Source organism: Levilactobacillus suantsaiihabitans (assembly GCF_004745505.1).
Taxonomy (GTDB): Bacteria; Bacillota; Bacilli; order Lactobacillales; family Lactobacillaceae; genus Levilactobacillus; species Levilactobacillus suantsaiihabitans.
The window spans coordinates 40,540-58,706 of the sequence record NZ_RKLX01000018.1; the positions used below are offsets into that span (position 1 = coordinate 40,540).

17 protein-coding genes are annotated in these 18,167 nt (G+C 48.6%); 5 read left to right on the plus strand and 12 right to left on the minus strand.

The features are described 5' to 3' along the window. Positions 1–219: 219 nt before the first annotated feature. Complete coding sequence (locus tag EGT51_RS09990) at positions 220–600, minus strand: MarR family winged helix-turn-helix transcriptional regulator (protein ID WP_135368566.1); 381 nt, start codon at positions 598–600, stop codon at positions 220–222. 242 nt (positions 601–842) lie between these two features. Next, positions 843–1,622, minus strand: coding sequence for a hypothetical protein (locus EGT51_RS09995; RefSeq protein WP_135368567.1), 780 nt, complete (start codon positions 1,620–1,622; stop codon positions 843–845). A gap of 301 nt (positions 1,623–1,923) precedes the next feature. On the opposite strand from EGT51_RS09995, the gene EGT51_RS10000 reads away from it, so the two are divergent. After that, positions 1,924–2,580, plus strand: a complete 657-nt coding sequence (locus EGT51_RS10000; RefSeq protein ID WP_135368568.1) for a hypothetical protein — start codon at positions 1,924–1,926, stop codon at positions 2,578–2,580. Between the two features lie 71 nt (positions 2,581–2,651). Here the strand turns inward: EGT51_RS10000 and EGT51_RS10005 are convergent, their stop codons facing one another. Next, a complete protein-coding gene (locus EGT51_RS10005) occupies positions 2,652–3,944 on the minus strand; it encodes a hypothetical protein (protein WP_135368569.1) in 1,293 nt (430 codons plus the stop codon). A 191-nt stretch (positions 3,945–4,135) separates the two neighbouring features. Further along, positions 4,136–5,533, minus strand: a complete 1,398-nt coding sequence (locus tag EGT51_RS10010) for an S-layer protein (protein WP_135368570.1) — start codon at positions 5,531–5,533, stop codon at positions 4,136–4,138. Positions 5,534–6,266: 733 nt separating this feature from the next. Between EGT51_RS10010 and EGT51_RS10015 the strand changes: the two genes are divergently transcribed. After that, entirely contained in the window at positions 6,267–6,659 is a 393-nt protein-coding gene (locus EGT51_RS10015) for a hypothetical protein (protein WP_135368571.1), read from the plus strand. Positions 6,660–6,702: 43 nt separating this feature from the next. Then, the gene (locus EGT51_RS10020; protein WP_135368572.1) at positions 6,703–6,981 is read left to right on the plus strand and encodes a hypothetical protein; all 279 of its coding nucleotides are present in this window, start codon (positions 6,703–6,705) and stop codon (positions 6,979–6,981) included. A 72-nt stretch (positions 6,982–7,053) separates the two neighbouring features. Here the strand turns inward: EGT51_RS10020 and EGT51_RS10025 are convergent, their stop codons facing one another. Beyond that, the gene (locus tag EGT51_RS10025; protein WP_135368573.1) at positions 7,054–7,383 is read right to left on the minus strand and encodes a hypothetical protein; all 330 of its coding nucleotides are present in this window, start codon (positions 7,381–7,383) and stop codon (positions 7,054–7,056) included. Positions 7,384–7,575: 192 nt separating this feature from the next. On the opposite strand from EGT51_RS10025, the gene EGT51_RS10030 reads away from it, so the two are divergent. Then, entirely contained in the window at positions 7,576–8,904 is a 1,329-nt protein-coding gene (locus EGT51_RS10030; protein WP_135368574.1) for a tyrosine-protein phosphatase, read from the plus strand. Positions 8,905–8,959: 55 nt separating this feature from the next. Here EGT51_RS10030 and EGT51_RS10035 read toward each other — a convergent pair whose 3' ends face one another. Then, positions 8,960–9,475: a hypothetical protein gene (locus EGT51_RS10035; protein WP_135368575.1), complete on the minus strand. Its 516-nt coding sequence runs from the start codon at positions 9,473–9,475 to the stop codon at positions 8,960–8,962. 428 nt (positions 9,476–9,903) lie between these two features. Here EGT51_RS10035 and EGT51_RS10040 point away from each other — a divergent pair, with 428 nt between their 5' ends. Further along, positions 9,904–11,265: an S-layer protein gene (locus EGT51_RS10040; protein ID WP_135368576.1), complete on the plus strand. Its 1,362-nt coding sequence runs from the start codon at positions 9,904–9,906 to the stop codon at positions 11,263–11,265. 156 nt (positions 11,266–11,421) lie between these two features. Here the strand turns inward: EGT51_RS10040 and EGT51_RS10045 are convergent, their stop codons facing one another. The 6 genes from EGT51_RS10045 to EGT51_RS10070 all read right to left on the minus strand — a co-directional run bounded on the left by EGT51_RS10045 (position 11,422) and on the right by EGT51_RS10070 (position 16,080). Next, positions 11,422–12,516: an AAA family ATPase gene (locus EGT51_RS10045; RefSeq protein WP_135368577.1), complete on the minus strand. Its 1,095-nt coding sequence runs from the start codon at positions 12,514–12,516 to the stop codon at positions 11,422–11,424. A 229-nt stretch (positions 12,517–12,745) separates the two neighbouring features. Then, positions 12,746–12,943 carry a DUF5776 domain-containing protein gene (locus tag EGT51_RS10050; RefSeq protein WP_135368578.1) on the minus strand — a complete coding sequence of 66 codons (198 nt, stop codon included), beginning with the start codon at positions 12,941–12,943 and terminating at the stop codon, positions 12,746–12,748. A gap of 30 nt (positions 12,944–12,973) precedes the next feature. Continuing rightward, complete coding sequence (locus tag EGT51_RS10055; protein WP_135368579.1) at positions 12,974–13,786, minus strand: hypothetical protein; 813 nt, start codon at positions 13,784–13,786, stop codon at positions 12,974–12,976. Beyond that, positions 13,787–14,239 carry a hypothetical protein gene (locus tag EGT51_RS10060; protein ID WP_135368580.1) on the minus strand — a complete coding sequence of 151 codons (453 nt, stop codon included), beginning with the start codon at positions 14,237–14,239 and terminating at the stop codon, positions 13,787–13,789. Beyond that, positions 14,232–14,777 (minus strand): hypothetical protein, encoded by a 546-nt coding sequence (locus tag EGT51_RS10065; RefSeq protein WP_135368581.1) that lies wholly within the window; start codon positions 14,775–14,777, stop codon positions 14,232–14,234. The genes EGT51_RS10060 and EGT51_RS10065 overlap by 8 nt, the downstream gene beginning before the upstream one ends. 334 nt (positions 14,778–15,111) lie before the next feature. Then, a complete protein-coding gene (locus tag EGT51_RS10070; RefSeq protein ID WP_135368582.1) occupies positions 15,112–16,080 on the minus strand; it encodes a DUF5776 domain-containing protein in 969 nt (322 codons plus the stop codon). Between the last annotated feature and the right edge of the window lie 2,087 nt (positions 16,081–18,167).

Below are 18,167 nucleotides of genomic sequence, written 5' to 3' on the forward strand. Positions count from 1 at the left end.
GCCTTTTGGCGCACGTTTCAGCTACGTAAAAGTGATGCGAACGAGCTTGGGAGTTTTTTCCAGGCTCGTTTTGTTTGCCCAGAATACCACGCCCCGCGCCCGCCGCCAAGAGTTTTCGTTTTAACCGCCAAATGAGTCAGCCGCTCACTCACTAAGGGGCTTAGCCATTGGCCGCTAAAAAAGGAATGGGCGCTGAAACGTTCCCATCCCTTCTCAAGCTTACTTCAAAATCTCAGCCAGCTGCCCCATTAAGACTGGCAGTTCGGCCGCCAAGGATTCATTCACGTGCTCCTCAATCTTCCGGCCCCGCGCCGTAACTTGGAACACGTGATACCGCCGATCAGTCGGCAAGGTCTCGTCCTGAATGTAACCGCCATTTAACAAGCGGCTGATTTGAATCGACACCATCGACTGGCCAACGTTTAACCGGCGGGACAACTCACTGGTGCTGACCTTTTCTGTGACTAACTCATGTAAAATCCGATACTGTTCAAACGTGAGGGCATCCCCGCTGCTTGGTCGTTTGATGAACGGTCGTAACAACGAATTCAATTGATGGATGCGCTGCACGTCCTCAGCTAATTTGTGCGCTTCGATCATGACTCTCTTCCTCCTCGTGACTGCCAGCGGCTTATGCTCCACTGGCAAGCCCTAACATAGTCCTCGTTCGAAATAATTCGTTAGTGGCCAAAAAGGTTGACCCCTAACGCATCTCTTCTAACTATACTAGCATAAATGACTGACTATATTATAAACAAATTACATCTTAGCTAAAATTCATTATAAATTTGATTGTATTTGCATGTCATGAACCCCTGTCACTCCCCGTCATAACAGTCGTTTCAGCGGTCGTCGGTCAAATGCCACGGATGGGCGTCTCTCTGAGCGAGATCGCGTAAAATAGCTTCGATCTCTGCCAACCCCATTGGGATGTTCGCCTTGCGGACCAGTTGCCAGCAAAGCATCAGGTCCCGGTAGTCGGCGAACTCCCGCACATCACGTCCGAAGCTCGATTTACGCAGGTCTTTGGCGTCATGCTTCGCTTGCATAAACTGCCACAAGCGCTGCTGAAAGTCCTGCAGTTCCCGCGCTTCATGAAGCTTCTTCTGCAACCGGGGCGGTGTATCCCGAAAAATCAGCGACACGCCGTCGTCAATCAACACACGGACGGTTCCCCGCCGTGGGCCCGCAACAATGTGCTTGATGTGCTGACCATTGACCCAGCTAGTATTGTTGGCGCTCGCCGGTCGTTCCGTGGTGATCAACTGCAAGTCCCCATCGACAAATGGCGTGGGCCCACTCAACCGACAGCGCTCTAATTCCAAGTCCAGGTCAGACCAATTGACGGCACTCAGGGTGCAAAGCTTTGTCAACAACTTGTTGGCTGACGCAGACGTCCGGAAGAAGCCTTCGTTTTTGGTCCAAACGACGGTGTCCGCCAGCTGATGCGGCGTGCGGAAGTTCTTAATGAACAGGACCGCAGACCAATCCAGGTCCCACGGCCGCTCGTTGACCACGCGGGTCACGTCGGCGGGGCGCAACTTAGTAAAATCAACCGTTGCCGTTGCCCGGGCTTGTTGGTACCACTGGTCGGTTAACCCTTCTAAATAAGACGCTTCCATCATCTGTTCACCCAAGAGTTATTTCAACGGCGATACTATCTGGGTTTCCCTTGACCCGGCTATAGATTCTCACAAAACACGAATAATAGCAAGAAAGATGCATTGGCCGGATTTTTCTATAAATACTGTTATACCGCAATTAAAATCCCAATAACCCGTTGTGGGGGACAATTATTATTTCTGTATAAGTCGAACTATAATTATTTTAATATCGAATTTATTCGGATATTCTCACGAATCTTTCACTTAGGTGCCATAAAAGGTTGGTATACTGGGCAAAGATGAGAAAAGGAGGTAGTCGATGATGACGACACGGCACAGTTTGGGCACGGTTTTAACGCAGATCCGCTTCATTCTCGCAGACGGCGCAACGGCCGCGGAAGTCTTGTGTGACGCGGATGTTCCGGCCTGGTATTTGACCGAGCTGGAACGCGACCACATTACGCGGCCCAACGATGAATTGTTGGCGTTGATTTGCCAAGCTTACGAACTGAGCGAACAAACCGTGGGGAACTTGCGTCAGGCCCCCCACCTCGCAGCTGCCATTGCCCAAATTGCCCGTGCTCGTGATCACGAATTAGCCACTCGTTTGCGCCAACGCATGATGAGCTGGCCCGACAGCGCCACTACAGCCGCCACTGAACCGGTCATTCAGATGAGCGACCCGGCAGCCAAGCACAGCTACGCCGATATTTTGAGGTGCGTCCGCCAACGGATCGAATGGTGCCCCATCCTGGTCTCGGCCCTCTACTACCGCGTTTCCCCAATGGCCTATTGGCAAATGGAAGCCGCTCAGCTCGCCGTAACGCCCGAGGTCAAGCAGCTGTTGGGGTACCGACTAGAATGTGACGATTTGACGCCATTCCTTCACGCAGACGACCTGTATACGGCCATTTGCCAACACTTGGATCTCTGCAAGAAGAGTCTGCCGGTGCAGTTGCGGTTACCCGGTTGTTAGGCGTTTTTGTGCGCAAAAAATCCCCGCCCAGATTGGACGAGGATTTTCGTTTCACTTAGGTTAGTCGTTGACTAGTTGGCTGGGGTGAACGTACCAGTCGTCGTAGTTGAAGTAACTGAACCCTTTTCAGCTGTGTAATAGATAGTGGATTTGTTTCCACCGAAGACACCATCAGTGGCACTTTGCAGCGTGAACTTGTAAGCAACAAAGGTACCGTCAGTATTCTTAGTGTCGGTAACAACAGTGAATTCACCAGCGCCATCGGCCTTCAAGTGAGTTTCAATATCACTTGCCTTGGCAGTTAAGCCATTGGCTTGCTTAAAGAAGGTGTCTGCTTGGATCTTAGCAACAACATCAGCTGGGAATGCTAATGAGGATTGTGCTTCAGTCATATCAGCATTGTAAACCTTCAGCGTTGTGCCCAACGTAATCGCGTTGTTTTCGGTAACGTAAACCGTTTCCGTTGACTTCTTGGCGTAGTTGGCCGTCGTCGTACCGAAGGCAGAAGCTGCGTCAGAACCGGCAATCGTGTAACCAGCTGGCACTAAAGCCTTGGCCTGCGTGTAAGCTTGAGCTGACGTAATCGTGTCCCCTGTAGGGAATTCATAAACAGCTGAAGAAACTTGCGCACCATTGGCCTTGTTTACGAAGTTGAACGTAATCCCGTTTTCAGCCTTGGCAGTGTCGCTCTTAGCTGGGGTAACAGCCTTAGCGTAGATCCAGCCACTGATGGCAGGGTTCTTAGCGTCCTTGACGTAGTAGTAAACGGAACCTTCGCGAGTCTTCTTAACGGCGTCGGTAACCGTCAAAACATCACTGGCGTAAGCAGAAGTGTCTTTGATTTGCTTAGAAGCCTTGTATTGGGTGTACTTAGGTGCATCCCACGTTACGTTAGACTTACCAGGCTTGGCAAAGTAAACGGTCGTGTTGCTTGGCATCGTAACCTTAGTCGTCGTGTTAGCAGAAGCAACACCGCCAGCAAAGGTACCTTCCTTCTTACCACCGTAGATATAACCACGGTACTTACCGTTCATGGAAACGATCTTGTAGTAAACGGAACCCTTGTTGGTAACCTTTTGGTAGTAAGCGCGGAAGTAGTCAGCGGACTTCTTGGAGTTAGCTAACTTCTTCATCGTCTTCTTGGAAGCAACGACCTTAGCACCCTTAACAGTCCCTGGCTTTGAGTAAAGCGCGTTCTTACCAGTTACCTCAACGTTACGGGTGTCGCCAGCAGTCTTCAAAGTCTTGCTGGAAGTTACCTTGGCTTTGGAAGCGGCATTAGCAGTCGTCGATACTGAAGCAACGGCGCCTAAGCTTAATACAGCTAAACCAACGTAAAGTGATTTTGTTAAACTTGACTTCATTTTGTGTTGTCTCCTCTAAAATATAAGATTGTTTGTTAACAGTCCTAGTATACCAAACATTAGGCGAGATTACGCTTATTTAGATATTCTTAACCTCATTCATCCGGGTTTATAATGGTTAAAAAGCCCCTAATCACGGGAAACTTCGTGATTAGGGGCTTTTCTTCTGGCTAAGCTTAATTAACGATCATCTATTGTGCAATCCAGCTAGAATCAACAGTGTGCTTTTCCGCTGCACCGCTCACAAGAACTGCATTGAACTTTGCAGTCAGTGTATCGCCATACTTAGCTTGACGATTATCTGACTTGAACCCATCCACATTTACACTAAATTTGTAGTGGTAAGCTTGTGCACCAGCGTAGTAGGTCTTAGTACCCTCCATGTCAGTACCAAAACCAGCTGCAATTTTATCTAATTCACTTGTCGAAATCACTTGGCTTTTATCTCCACTCAAAGCTGAAATTGCACCAGCCTTCAGAGTAACTGCAAAGTCATCAACGGTTAACTTATCACTACTCTTCAGCGGGTTAGCAACCGTAACATTATTACCGCCAACTGTCGAAGTAACATTCTCAACTGCCAACGAGATTTTTGAGGTAGCTGCTGACACAACGTCCACATAAACATTATTCCCGTAAGTGGCGTTGGAAGTAGCAGTAGTAATGGCATCTTTCGTTTGCAGTTTATAACCACTAGGAATCTTGTTTGAAGCAAACTTTTCTAAACTCAATGTAGCTGTGTTCTTATCTGTCGCTGTAACTTTCTTACCAGCCTTGGTATCCTTAGCCGTCGTAATCCAAGTTGCATCCCCGACTTGTTTGCCAGCTTCACGATAAACAATCTTGACACTGTTATCGTTAGTAGCTGCTGGTTCTTCTTCGTTGATGGTCAAGCCACCAAAGTCTACACTAGTCGCATCCTTGTAGCCTTCACCCGCAAAGATCCAACCCGCAACATCCGAGTTCTTATCAGAAGTCACATAGTAATACAGAGAGCCTTCCTTGGTCTTGGTTTCAGCCTTAGACACAGTGAAGGTATCTTCCTTGGTCGTCCCATACATGTTGACCTTGTGGGCCTTGTAAGTCGTGTGTTGTGGCGCCGTCCAGAGGGTGTTTTTCTTGACGTTCTTGATGTGGAAGCCTGCCGTCCGGGATGGCATCGTTGCTTCCTTGACCGTTTGGGCTTCCTTGATGCCAGCACCAATCGTACCCTTTACTTTGCCGCCGTAGATGTAGCCGCGGTATTTGCCGTTCATGGACACAATCTTGTAGTAGACCGTTCCACGATTGGTGACTGCCATGTGATAAGCGCGGAAGTAGTCCTTTGAGTGATTGGAGTTGGCCAACTTCTTGACCGTCTTCTTGCTGGCGACCAGCTTGGCGCCCCGCACCGTGCCTGGCTTGGTGTAAATAGCGTTGGTCCCCGTTACTTCAACGTTCTTACTGTCCTTACCCAAGGCCGATTTGGACACGATCTTCGCCTTAGCAGCGGCATCCGCCGACGTGGTCGTTGCGGCCGCCGTCGCCACTGCCCCGAAACTCAGCGCAGCTAATCCCAAGTACAATGATTTTGCTAATTGTGATTGCATAGTTTTCTCCCCTAGAAAATGTAATAGTTGTACGCAATCAGTATACCAACAACTGCTTCAAAATTGAACCAGGCTATTGAAAATAATCCATATAAATAATGATAATCGATATAACAAAATAAATAAAAACTTCGCTGCCATCAGGCCTGCCAGTCATCCGGCACCGCCCCAATTCCCGAAAATTTTTCTTCTTATAATGAGAGCCGGCCTCATTTTTCGTAGCGTAACCGTTCATTTTTGACCGGCACTACAAAGCGTTCGGGTTATGCTTGAGCAGCAAGCATAACATGGCAGTCCAGTTCGGCCAAGATTTTTCGTTTCACCCGCTGAGCCATTTGGCCATTTAAATACCACGCTGAAAATTGTCGCCACTGTCGGTAACCCTGTGACCACATCACCAATAGGCTGGCTGATTCTCACCGCGGTTTAGTCGTCTGGCAAATAGTTGCGACCGGACAGTTTCCCAACCGTCATGCTCACTGGTGCTCTTACCGCCAGATCCCACGGAACGTGCTATTCTACACGTAACGATGGGTGCCAATCAAGAAAGGACTGCCACAAGAGTTTCACCCACCGCGCCGCAACGGCAGCGATTCTCGTACCTGACGTTGGCGGCAAGCGGCTATCTAACTTCCCTTGACCAGCAACGCCACAGTGACCATCCGTGGTGATTTTCAAACGACGACTTGGTAGAGCCAGGCCGTCTTTTCTTTCCCCTTGTGAGGCGATTCAAATGCACCCATTCATTTCCCGGCCCCCGACGACCATCATTTTGATGCATTACTGCATGGACGAGCGGCTTTACACGATTACCGACGTGTTGCCGTACTTGCGGCGTTACGGACTAGTGACCAGCTTCACGTACGCCCCGCTGGCCTACAATGCAGCCACCAGTGGTGAGCGCCACAAACTGTTGGCTTATTTAGACGCCAACCACCTGAATGCCAGTCTGCGTGGCTATTACGACGACATTTATCAAGCTAGCGAGATTGCCTTTCTGTTTGATACGGCCCGATTGTCCTATCGCGATGCGTGCTATTTTGTGCAGGAGATTGCTTGGTTTCGGTACGAGCGGTGGTTGACCGCTGCCACCAAAAAACAAAAAATAATACCATTTCCCTGGTAAATAAGCTAAACTAGGCCTACTAACTAAAAAATGAGGTGCCCCAATGTCTATCAAATTAACGCTTGCCAATAACCAAGTCCTGACCATCGACGCCACGACCAGCCTGAAGGCCTGGAAAGGAACGCACGACAAGGACGAAGCCACTGGTAAACGCGAATACTACGCCGAATCCATCTTCGCCGACGCGCTCGTCCAGGATGACGCCGCCGACTTACTGGCCGCATTACAAGGCCTCTTGCGTCATTCCGACTGGTTTGCGGTTGGTCCTGACTTCGACCAGATTTTCCAGTCCCGGACCGTGGTGTCATTAAAAGCTGAATAGCTGAAAAGTGCAGGTGATCGCCGTGAATTGACGATTGCCTGCACTTTTTTTAGATTCTTTCAGCTTGCTAACTTAACTATCGGTATCTGCGGCGTTACTCCAGCCAAAGCGCGCGCGGCGTTCTGCCAAAGCATCCTGCACTAGCGGCGCAAGCGCTGAAAAGAACGGCGCAAAGTCGGTATAGATCTTGGCGCCACTAAAATAAGGATCTAGCGCCTGGACGGACGTAAAATCTGCCCGGTCCGTTTTTAATACGTGAACGCCATACTCTGCCAATGCCACGGGGGTGTTCTCTCGAAGCGCGCGCCGTTTCGCCAACACGCGCTCCGGATCTGAACTGGCGAAATGATACACTAGCGATTGTCCGCCGAACTTGCTCACTGCAATGAGATGAATATACACGCTGCCACCCGCTTTCTCTGATTACATTTTCAACTTGTCGTTAGTGTACCAGGTTCCCCGCCCCACAACAAGGTTTCCCCCACCACCATTTCCACCCATTACCAAATCAATACAAAATCACAACACCAACCAAACATTGCCCTGCTATCCTAACCGTGGTGCCAAAATTACATCACCATCAGGAGGAGTTACATGCAATCATCAAAGCGTTTCAAGGCCTTGTGCCTCGCGGGGGTGGCCCTCGCGCTATTGGCGACGGGTGGCGGTAGCGTTTCCGCTACGACGACCGCACTGGCCGACACGACAACTCAGAAAGCGGACAGCAATTTAGCCAATGAAATTGCTACGTACGGTGACGTCAAAAAGACTCTCGTCAAGCTAGCTGGAACCAAGAACACCCGCGATTTTGGCGGCTATAAGACCGCGGACGGCAAATGGCAGATTCGTCCCAACCGACTACTGCGTTCAGATAATCTACATTACATCACCAACAACGACAAGTCCATTTTAGCCGCCGACCATCATGTCACTTCTATCATTGACTTTCGAACTGATGGGCAAATCACTGGTGCACCAGACCAGCAACTAGCCGGCGTCAGCAACACCAGCATGTCGGTCCTCGGATCACACGCGTTCAGTGACAGCGTTGCCCTCAGTCCGACCTTTGCCGGCGACGGAGGTTTTTACGTTCAGCAATTAGAATTCAGTCAATCGGCCATCAACAGTTACAGTCGCTTTCTCAACATGCTGCTACACAACCGGTACGCCACGCTTTATCACTGTACCTCGGGCAAGGACCGAACCGGCATCGCGACCGTGCTGGTCATGACAATTTTAGGGATGGACAAGGACACCATCCTCGGCGACTTTATGCAATCACACCAGACAGGGCGCCTGGTCAAGAAGGAATGGTTGGACGAATACTACCGCGAAATCACGTCACGCTACGTCACCCTAAACCGCTACATCACCAACGTGCTCGGCTTCTCCCGGCTGCAACAGACCAAGCTGCGGTCCATGTACCTGGTTTCCACTGATGGTAAAAACACCCCGTACACAGCTACAGCGGCGGGTGACACAACCTTCGCCACGAAGCCCAAACCAACCACGCCGACGCCAGCACCAACACCGGCGCCACAACCCAGTCAACCCCAACCTAGCCAGCCGCAACAACCAGCGTCCGACCAAACGCAACCCACTACACCGGATGTTGCGGTTCCCGCGGAAGGTAGCCTGGCCGACCAACCGGTGAAGACCAAGCCAGCTAAGCACCAAATCATTTCCACCAAGAAGCACCACACCAAGTACCTCTACCACCTGAAGGGCCATAAGCAATGGTTCAAGGATGCCCGCTTGCAGAAGTCCAAGGGCCGCACCGCCAAGCATCAAACCAAGACCTGGCGGCTGGTCAAGTCAGAGCGGATCAAGATCAATGGGAAAATGCATACTTATTATCAAGTTCAGGACCATGCCGGCCACAAGGCCTGGATCTTAAAGAGCTACGTTGTGAAGGTGAAATAGAGGAAGCAAAAAGAAGTCCCAGATATCCAAACGATATCCAGGGCTTCTTTACGTTTTAAAAGTCTAGGCTTTGGTACTTGAACTTAGGGTAGTGCTTCATCCCCATCTTCTTGGCGACCTTTTTACTTCTGTAATAGTGCGCACTAGTCCATATACCAGCGCCATCAGCTACTGTAAGCACCTTATGCTTGCCAAATTTATGTAAATTGTAATAAGTACCATCACCAGCAGATTGTTGCCAACCATACGTCCAAATCCAATGATATCCATGGATTTTTCCAGTCTGTGTCGCTGTCCAGTACTTCATCGTTTTCAGCCCCTTTTTAGCATTCTTACCCCAGTACACCTTGTGCTTCTTGTACTTGCGCAAATTCTTATTACTCATCCGTATCTTATAGAGCTTCTTCTTTCCATAACCAAAGTTCGTGTAAGTGTACCACTTCCCCATCATCCCCTTAGGTAACCGACTATAAGAATAACCATTGGGCTTAGCGAACGCAGTCGTGCTCAGCGTCCCCACCGTTAGGAGGCATACCACGACTAGTAAAATCAAGCGAACCAATTTTTTCATAACGACAAAATCTCTCCTTAATCCCCAAATTATCAGCCGCACGCCGTGTTATTGCGGTGATTAAATATCAGCCGACTATATAATTTTATCACTGTTAGGGTAGAAATAACATCTCATCCGCCGTCCCCACCTTAACCAAACCGAAAACAAGCTTAATCCAACCTAAACGCCGCCACCAAAACTTTCCACACCACCATCAAATCATTCACCAACCAAAACACTCCGCGCCACCCAGTCCCCGCACCAGCACATTTCTTCGCGTCGTTATATCCCGAGTCACCAGCTACCGCCACGACACCACACGCGCAAATCTCCAGGTCACGCCCACCGCACAAAACCGACCCCCGCGGTAAAAACGGCCCCATCCTTTGCTATACTGACCCCAGTTAAGGCAGAACTTAACCAGTCACACCAAAGGAGAGAAATCTATGCAAACCAATTTGAAAAAATCACTTTACTTAGGTCTCGCCACGCTCAGCTTAGCTGGGGTTGCGGCGGCTACGACCACGACGGCTTCCGCCAAGTCCTACGCTAAGGCGGGGAGTTATACCAAATTAACCACGGCGGCCACCTCACGGAACGTCGCCGCCACCGGGACCAACGCGCTGTACACCAAGCCGGGAACGGTCAAGGGCGCTAAGGTCGTTGCTTCCAAGAAGACCATGGCCAGCCTGGCATCATCCAAGAAGTCCGCGAGCTACTTCCGCGCTTACGGCCAAAAGACGACCAACCGGGGCTCCGTTTACTACCGGGTCGTTTCCATGGATGGGAAATACCGCGGCTACATTTACGGTGGGAAGACTGCCGGGACGTTTGCGGGCGGCATTGAATCCGCCAACACGACGACGGCAGCCACGACGCCAACGACGAAGACTTACTACCTGAAGAACCCAGGCAAGACCAACACGCTGTGGGATGCACCAAAATACACCCAGTACAAGGCTGCCAAGGTCATCAACAGTACGTCCGCGCTGGCCTCTGACTCATTTACCGTCGACTCCGCGGTCACCAAGACCAAGGAAGGCTCACTGTACTACCACGTCACCGATAACAACAACACCAAGATCTCGGGCTGGATCTACGCGGGTGCCCTACAAACGGGTGAAAACAGCACCATCACCAGCGCCAAGAGTATCACGGTCAATTACGTGGACAGCTCGACCGGCAAGAGCGTCAAGAGTGGCGTGTTGATCACGGCTAGCGATGCCAAATCTGGTGCGGCGCTATCCAGCGACGATGTCACCAGCGTCAACAACGACATCGCTTCGTCGACTTATTTGCCAGCCGGCTATAGTCTGGCCAACGCTTCTAACTCCTACGTCACGACCAGCACCACTTGGGGGACTAGCGTGACCGTACCCGTCACTGCCAACGCGGATGCCGGCATCACGATTGCCTCCTCATACGCGCTGAACGCAACGACCGGGAAGAACGATGCCTTGTCCACGGACGGCGCCCTGGCCTCTGATGGCAGTACGACCGTTACCAAGGCCCAAGCCAACTTCACGGCCGACTACCAAGGCGTCAGCGGTACGGTGGCCACCCAAAGCGGCCTGAGCGATGCCTTGACCGCGGCGAAATTAAACACCATCTACGTCCCCGTCACTGAATCAGACGGCACGACGCAATCCACGAACGCCGACGGTGACGCCCTCTACACCAAGTACACCTTGAGCACGTCCTCCCTGCCAACCAGTCTCACCTTCGGCAGCACCAACTTATCGTTGACCTACAACGCAGCCGGCAGCTACGCCTTAACGTCCGGCAGTAGCACCATGACGGCCCAATAATTCGTGACATCGTTTCAAATACTCTAACTACCACAAGGGACTGTAGCCCTTTTCTTCCAAATATAAATGAAAAACTTGTGTGAGCCAATTACCGGTTCACGCAAGTTTTTTAGTCTACATGATGTTTAACACCTTTATCAACGACACCCATCTCAATCATTGTGGCGATAACTGATCCAACAGCTGATAATACCGCTGATTAATCGCATCGGTCGTGTCATCAAAGTTACTCAGACTTTCGGCAACAGAAATATCCCCCAGATTTCGCACGCCACCCGCTGTAAACTCATAGACAACAACCTGTCCAGCTTCCGCCGAGCCAGCGACCTTCGCCTGTAATATCAAGTTGACCAGCTCTTTTACCAGATAATCACTGTGCGTCACCATGACTACCGGCGTTGTTTTCAACGCAACAGCGTACAGCAGGTCCAGCAAACGTTTTTGCTGGGAGGGATGCAGGCCCATTTCCGGTTCATCTAACAATAGGTAGCCGCCATTTGTCCTTCTCAAAAATAGGTCAAGGCCCAGCAAGGATTTCACGGATGTAGAAGCTAGACTGAGCTTAACCTTGGTTGAGCGCGTGTCATCTGGCTGGTACCAAATTTGGCCGCGGTTTTCATCATAGGTAAAGGTGCCGGGGATCAGTTCGGACAAATGTGTCTGTACACTTTGGGGCAGCGCGGTATCTGACTGGTGCATCCCCCGCAACGACTCATTCAAAAACTGGCAGTAGGCCGCAATGGGATAAGGGGTATTTTCAAAGATTGCTTGCTTCTCCGCTGAACTAATTGACAGGTCAGCGGTGAGGCCCAGCCTTTCTACTGGCACATAAACGCTTTTTTCCAACGGATCAGCTAAGTTAACGCCACCTTCAACCGCCGATAGTCGCGCTACATCACACTCATCTGCCGTGATCCGCGTCACACCAACTCGATAAACATTAGCGTCCGGGAAAAACGTTTGAAAATAGGCACCTGTATCATTTAGCGCGTTAAAATCAGCAATTATTTGACCAACTAGCCTCTGACGAGACGCTACTGTTGAGATTTTAGTTTCATCTTGGGCCGCTGACTGCTGAAAATCTCCCAACATGAGCGCTTCTGATTGAAAGGTGGTTGCCAACCAAGTTCGAAATGCGAAAATGGCGTAACTAGCCAACGTCTTGCCCGTGCTATTCTTGCCGATGAAAACCGTCAATCGATTTAGCGTGATGGTAGCATCTTTGATTGGTCCCAAATTTTGAATTCTCATGTGTCTTTACTTCCTTACTACCACATTGGCTAAGTCCACTTTGTTTGTAATCCCGCTCGGTTATGCTGCTCCCAGCATAACATGCCACCACTCAATCCCCTAGAACTATCGTTTTAATTGCGAACCTAAGCACGCCCTGAACCACTTCTGAGATTAGCGCGTTCATCACTAAATGTATTCTTGCCCGTCCCACGCAAAAAGGCCGCCCCACCGGCGACCTTCGCAATCCTTATTTCACAACCTTCACGTACTTGCTGTTGGCGGTGATGTAGCCGCCTGCTACCTTGTAGCGCTTGACGCCGGAGACGTGGTGGACGTCGCCGCGGGAGTGGTTCCAGCCGTTGACCTTAATCACCTTGCCCGGTTGGTAGGTCTTGACCACCTTGTTTAAGTTCACGTCTTGGTAAACGCGGACTTTTTTATTCATGTAAAAGATGGTATTCAGCAAAAGGCCACATTATCCAACTCTCTCAAACAGTTCATTTGCAATGTCTTCGGCAAAAAGCAACTTGATCTTTCCATTGTCGAGCAGATTAGGAAATCTGAAGCTAACCCGGGAATCAAGAAAAGTTGTCATTACACTGCTAACTTCACTGGCTATTTTGAGTTCTTGACATCTTTCTTCAAACTTTCCTAAATACGCCACTTTATTTCTGCCGCGTCTAAAAGCATTCTTTCTTTGCGCATTCAGTCTTTCAGGAAATCTCATTCCCAAATCCAAAATACCAAAAAAGCCGTTCAGATTGGCTTTACATTCAGCTAAAATCAACTGTTTTTTACGATAATTTAAAGCAACCACATCAATCCTAGACTGATTCCAGTTAGAACTACGGTCAAAGAAAGGTTTCCGCCTAATCATCACTTCCGGTTCATGATGAATCACGGATTTAGAAAAACTCTGCTTATTTTTCACAAACGTTTCAGTCACCAACTCTAAGAAGGTACTTCTGATTTTCTTATACAGTACCTGATCCTGGCTATAAATCCATCCCAACCCCTTGATGATGGTCTGAATGTTAGAAACATCATCTTGGCTTAACTCTTCAGTTTCTAAGTCCATCAGTGTATCGTCCATTACATCTACGTAAGCTTCTAAGTTCATAGGGTGTTGGTAAAAGAACCGCATTGTAAATAAAAAGGCCTCTTTAGATTTAAAGGCATTGATTTTCAACGCTTTAAATGCAAGCCTATAATACCTACGAATTAATCTATCCGTTTGGCTACTTTCATACATAAATCGAAAATCGCGCACACTAAGTTCTTGACTCATCTACTGATTCTCCCAGAAATGATAAGGAATTGTTGCCAGCGATAATTCCGTGCGATCAATTAGAGAGGCAATTAATTCTCTAAAATACGGTTCAACGATATTAAGCAACTCCTCGTGAGGAACCAGCTTTTCAATATTGCCCTTTTTATTTAAGTCCTCGGAATAATCATCAACTAATACACGAATTTCATACATCGTTTTGATAGTTCCTAAAATATCATCAGGTTCAGCTTCATTATGCGTGCCAAATGACATATCCAGGTTAACAAAAAAAGACAAGCGATTAGCGTTCTTCTTACTAACACCATTTCCCCGAACGCTAGTCGCCAGCTTAACTTGAATCTCCGTCGGTGTACTGCCTAGTCCGTTTTCTTTGGAATATTTATTAAAAGCCGCCTGAATGTCATCCATATTCACGCTTCTCAAATTAATTGAAACGATATTCTTAATCAAAGTCCTCACCTCGAATGAAAGTCTTGCCTTCTTTAGCTGATTTTAAACTCATTGGCAATTTAATATTAACATTTGTCCCTTTCATACTCACAATGCGATCTTCGCTATCCAGCATCTGCTTGAACAGCTTGCTCATCTTTCTAAGCATGTCGGAGTGTGAAACGTTAAGCCGATTTAAAGAAGTATCAATATCAATATAGTGTTTGGCAAGGCTTTGGTCCACTCGATTTAATCTCTTATTCGAGTGTGTCACTATTTTTAAAATGTGTTCAGAGTATTCTTGTACAAATTCTCTATTGTTCAATTGTGTTTGAAGCTTATTTACCTCGCCTAGTTTATCGCCCATCGCTTTTTCCAAAACAAAATCTAAATAGGCGGCATCTGCCGACTTCTTATCAGACTTCTCTTGAATATACTCGTTAACGATCCGCGAAGTGGCTTGAAAATTATGTTCATAAAGCTGGAACTCTTTAGCAACACTCTTCTCAGCTGTGGCGGTAGCCTTAGTCGAGGCGAAGCTCAAAATAGGTGTTGGCATCACAATTCCTCCAATACATAGTCTCGCAGTTAAGTATATACTTAATCGCCACCTGTGCCCAGCGATAAGCCATTTCAATCGATGCAACTCGCAGAACAAATTTACGCGTAGCATCCTTGCTTCACAACTACCCCAGCATTCAACGACAAAACATCATCTCACGCCAGTTATGCTGCTCCCAGCATAACATGCCACCACCCAATCCCCTAGAACTATCGTTTTAACCGCGAACCTAAGCACGCCCTAAACCACTTCAGGGATTAGCGCGTTCATCACTAATGTGTTCTTGCCCGTCCCACGCAAAAAGGCCGCCCCACCGGCGACCTTCGCAAACCTATTTCACAACCTTCACGTACTTACTGTTGGCGGTGATGTAGCCGCCTGCTACCTTGTAGCGCTTGACACCGGAGACGTGGTGGACGTCGCCGCGGGAGTGGTTCCAGCCGTTGACCTTGATCACCTTACCCGGTTGGTAGGTCTTGACCACCTTGTTTAAGTTCACGTCTTGGTAAACGCGGACCCGCGTCTTGGCCTTGACCTGTTTGACCGTCTTAGGCTTCGTTGGGGAAACGTACTGCTTGTTGCCAGTGATGTACGTGCCATCAGCCAGCCGGTAGCGCGTCATTTGCCCCTTCTTGGCCACGGCCTTGACCGTCACCGCCGTGCCTTGCTTGAGGGACTTGACCTTCTGGTTCAGCGTCGTGCTCTTGTAAGTGTTGATGCCCTTCGGATGCGTCACGTACAGCTTGCGGTAGTCGCTAGCCCAGTACAGCTTGCCCACGTAGTCTGCCTTGGCCGTGATGTGCGTGCCGTCATTTAAAACGTACCGCGCGGCGCCAGTCTTGGAAGTCGTCTTGCCCACCACCGTGAAGACCGGAGCGTGCGCTTTCACCTTCTTGGCATGCGTCTGCACCCGCCGATTGTTGGTAAATGTTGCGTGGGAGTAGCGGTACAGCTTCTTCTTGCCGTAGACCTTGAATGGGGAAACGCTGGTGGTGGTATTGTTGGCGTTGCTGTTGCCGGTGTTGTTACCTGCGTTGTTGCCAGTATTGTTGCTGTTGTCACCGGCGTTTACGTCATTGCCGTTGTCTGAACCGGAGTTGTCGTTTGAACCAGTTGTGGATCCACCACCATCGCCTGCACCCCCTCCTGGATTTTCAGTTTCTGATGATTCATCATCGCTGTCGTCTCCAGGGTTTACTACACTATCTTCTACGTAACGTACTATAATTTTTTCTTCCTCTTGATTGCCGGGATCTGCCTCAAACTTGATTTTAGATTTTCGAGGCTGACCTTTTTCCAATGAAAATCCTTCAACTTTAGGGTGAGTGATCACTTTCTTTTGTCCGTAATACCCTTCCACGGTAGTAGCTTGTAATTCTTTAGGGAGGTTTTCTTGTTCTTTGCCATCGACCACATATTCAATACGCTTAATATTTATTACACCTTTTTCTATTAGCCAGACTGTCAATTGTTGCGACTCCCCTTGACCTGAAAGTGAAATTGTCTTTGGTGACAGAATATCATCATCGTTTCCTAGACGTTTGAGAAAATCCAGTGACTTCGACGTGGTATTAACGCCATTAACCGTATAGGAACCGAGATCAGCTACACTCGTAGTGGAATTTGCTTGCTTCAAATTAAGGTTTACTGAGGCGTTGTTCTTCTTATAAGGAACCTCAACAACTCCAGAAAGCTTAGAATAATCGTATTTCTCTGCTAAATTTTTCTTGAAGTCTTTCTTGTTCAGCGTATAGCCCATTGGATTAGGTTTTTTGTTGAGAAAAGTAGAACTAGATAGTGTTACCAATTTGTAAATACTATCAACACCAAGGTCTGACCGCATTGATTTCAAAATTTGTTTAGTCTTACCACCACTTAAACTAGATTCTATATCATAATACTGCATCAGCAGACGATAATCCTTCTGATCATTCTCTTTTACCTTTTTAAGCAACTGAGCGTAAGTGCTGTTTTTGAGCTCGGCTGCTGTAACCCCACCCTTTTTTAAATTGACGATTACGTTATACAAGTTATCCGAAGTATCCTCGTCAACAAGCTTCAGGGTCACTATCCTATTTGTCAGCGGACTATTCTCCTCCGCCTCAGCCACAACACTAGTAGGATCCGAGCTCCCCTTATCGCGACTACTCTTTGACCACATGTAGTTCCAGCCCATGCCGAACCCGATTGCGACCACCAATGCTAATAAACCACCTAGCCATTTTTTCATGATATTTCTCCTTTTCTAATTCATCGCCTTCATTCCATTAGATTTTTCTATGCAGTAACAATAACATTAAAATAATACGTTGTGCTACCACAGAATTTAAAATATGGTGTACACTGGCAATAATCAATGACATTCAATTATAAACCATTAATGTAGAAACGCGTCGCAATTATCTCTCAACGACCAGCCAAAAAATTTAAAATCCCCGTTCTTCCGGCCGTCGTCACTCCGCTAACCGCACAAAAAGAAGACCCCCACCCCAGCGCACCAAACGCCAAGACAGCCGGTCTCCTTTCAATCGCAATCAAACATAGACTAACCCATTCCCACCAAAACGCTACAGTCAATCGTGGGAACACCCCCATTAAACCACCGTCTCCCCACCAGCGTTAGCCCCAGCACCGCAAAGTCCTGGCCAACAACAGTCACCTAACCATCTCCCGGCCAGGCCACCGCTAACCGCAGCTTAACCGCGCCATCAGCACCAGTCCCACCACGTCCGCGCCCAAATGCAAGCCAACCCCAATAGTTGTGCCCCGGGACTTGCCGAACTGGCTGATAACTAGCAGTCCCAATTAACGTCACGCGGCAACGGTGGTATCCTCCAATCAGAGGTGGCAAGGTCCGGTTGATTCACCCCTACGTTTGAATCAGCCCTCAGCACTTGACCTCCGCTCAGCGCCTCGTCACCCCGGATCATGATACTCCTACCACTCGTACCTGGCGTATTCACGTCACCGCGAGTGCCCTCCGCATTCGAACAGCACCAACTGAAAAATGGCCTCTGCGCTGGGCCATTTTTTGGTGTGTAGCCAACGACCCAAGCCCTACATTTCTTACCGCCATTTTCCTACAACTTTGACCGCTATTGACATCCATCGATTCCGCGGCGAAGTTCAGTTTTGCCACGAGTGATATAAACTTTACTCAGATCAATGAGTCCCGCTAAACACCGCCTTCAAGGGCTTATCAACAGTATAACCATTGGCCTTGCGGCATTTTAACTTGCACGATATCTGGTTTGTCCATAATAAAAAGCCTCACCAATTTATTTGGTTCTATGATATTTGGTGTTGATGGAGAACTCCATCGACGCCATTTTTGTATAAAAAAGAGGCATATCACCTCTGTGCTACAATCAAGTCGTCGAAACCAAT

Bases quoted from the DNA above. Each gene is read 5' to 3' on its own strand.
- EGT51_RS09990 (WP_135368566.1), bottom strand. From the start codon at position 600: ATGATCGAAGCGCACAAATTAGCTGAGGACGTGCAGCGCATCCATCAA.
- EGT51_RS09995 (WP_135368567.1), bottom strand. From the start codon at position 1,622: ATGGAAGCGTCTTATTTAGAAGGGTTAACCGACCAGTGGTACCAACAA.
- EGT51_RS10000 (WP_135368568.1), top strand. From the start codon at position 1,924: ATGATGACGACACGGCACAGTTTGGGCACGGTTTTAACGCAGATCCGC.
- EGT51_RS10005 (WP_135368569.1), bottom strand. From the start codon at position 3,944: ATGAAGTCAAGTTTAACAAAATCACTTTACGTTGGTTTAGCTGTATTA.
- EGT51_RS10010 (WP_135368570.1), bottom strand. From the start codon at position 5,533: ATGCAATCACAATTAGCAAAATCATTGTACTTGGGATTAGCTGCGCTG.
- EGT51_RS10015 (WP_135368571.1), top strand. From the start codon at position 6,267: ATGCACCCATTCATTTCCCGGCCCCCGACGACCATCATTTTGATGCAT.
- EGT51_RS10020 (WP_135368572.1), top strand. From the start codon at position 6,703: ATGTCTATCAAATTAACGCTTGCCAATAACCAAGTCCTGACCATCGAC.
- EGT51_RS10030 (WP_135368574.1), top strand. From the start codon at position 7,576: ATGCAATCATCAAAGCGTTTCAAGGCCTTGTGCCTCGCGGGGGTGGCC.
- EGT51_RS10035 (WP_135368575.1), bottom strand. From the start codon at position 9,475: ATGAAAAAATTGGTTCGCTTGATTTTACTAGTCGTGGTATGCCTCCTA.
- EGT51_RS10040 (WP_135368576.1), top strand. From the start codon at position 9,904: ATGCAAACCAATTTGAAAAAATCACTTTACTTAGGTCTCGCCACGCTC.
- EGT51_RS10045 (WP_135368577.1), bottom strand. From the start codon at position 12,516: ATGAGAATTCAAAATTTGGGACCAATCAAAGATGCTACCATCACGCTA.
- EGT51_RS10050 (WP_135368578.1), bottom strand. From the start codon at position 12,943: ATGAATAAAAAAGTCCGCGTTTACCAAGACGTGAACTTAAACAAGGTG.
- EGT51_RS10055 (WP_135368579.1), bottom strand. From the start codon at position 13,786: ATGAGTCAAGAACTTAGTGTGCGCGATTTTCGATTTATGTATGAAAGT.
- EGT51_RS10065 (WP_135368581.1), bottom strand. From the start codon at position 14,777: ATGCCAACACCTATTTTGAGCTTCGCCTCGACTAAGGCTACCGCCACA.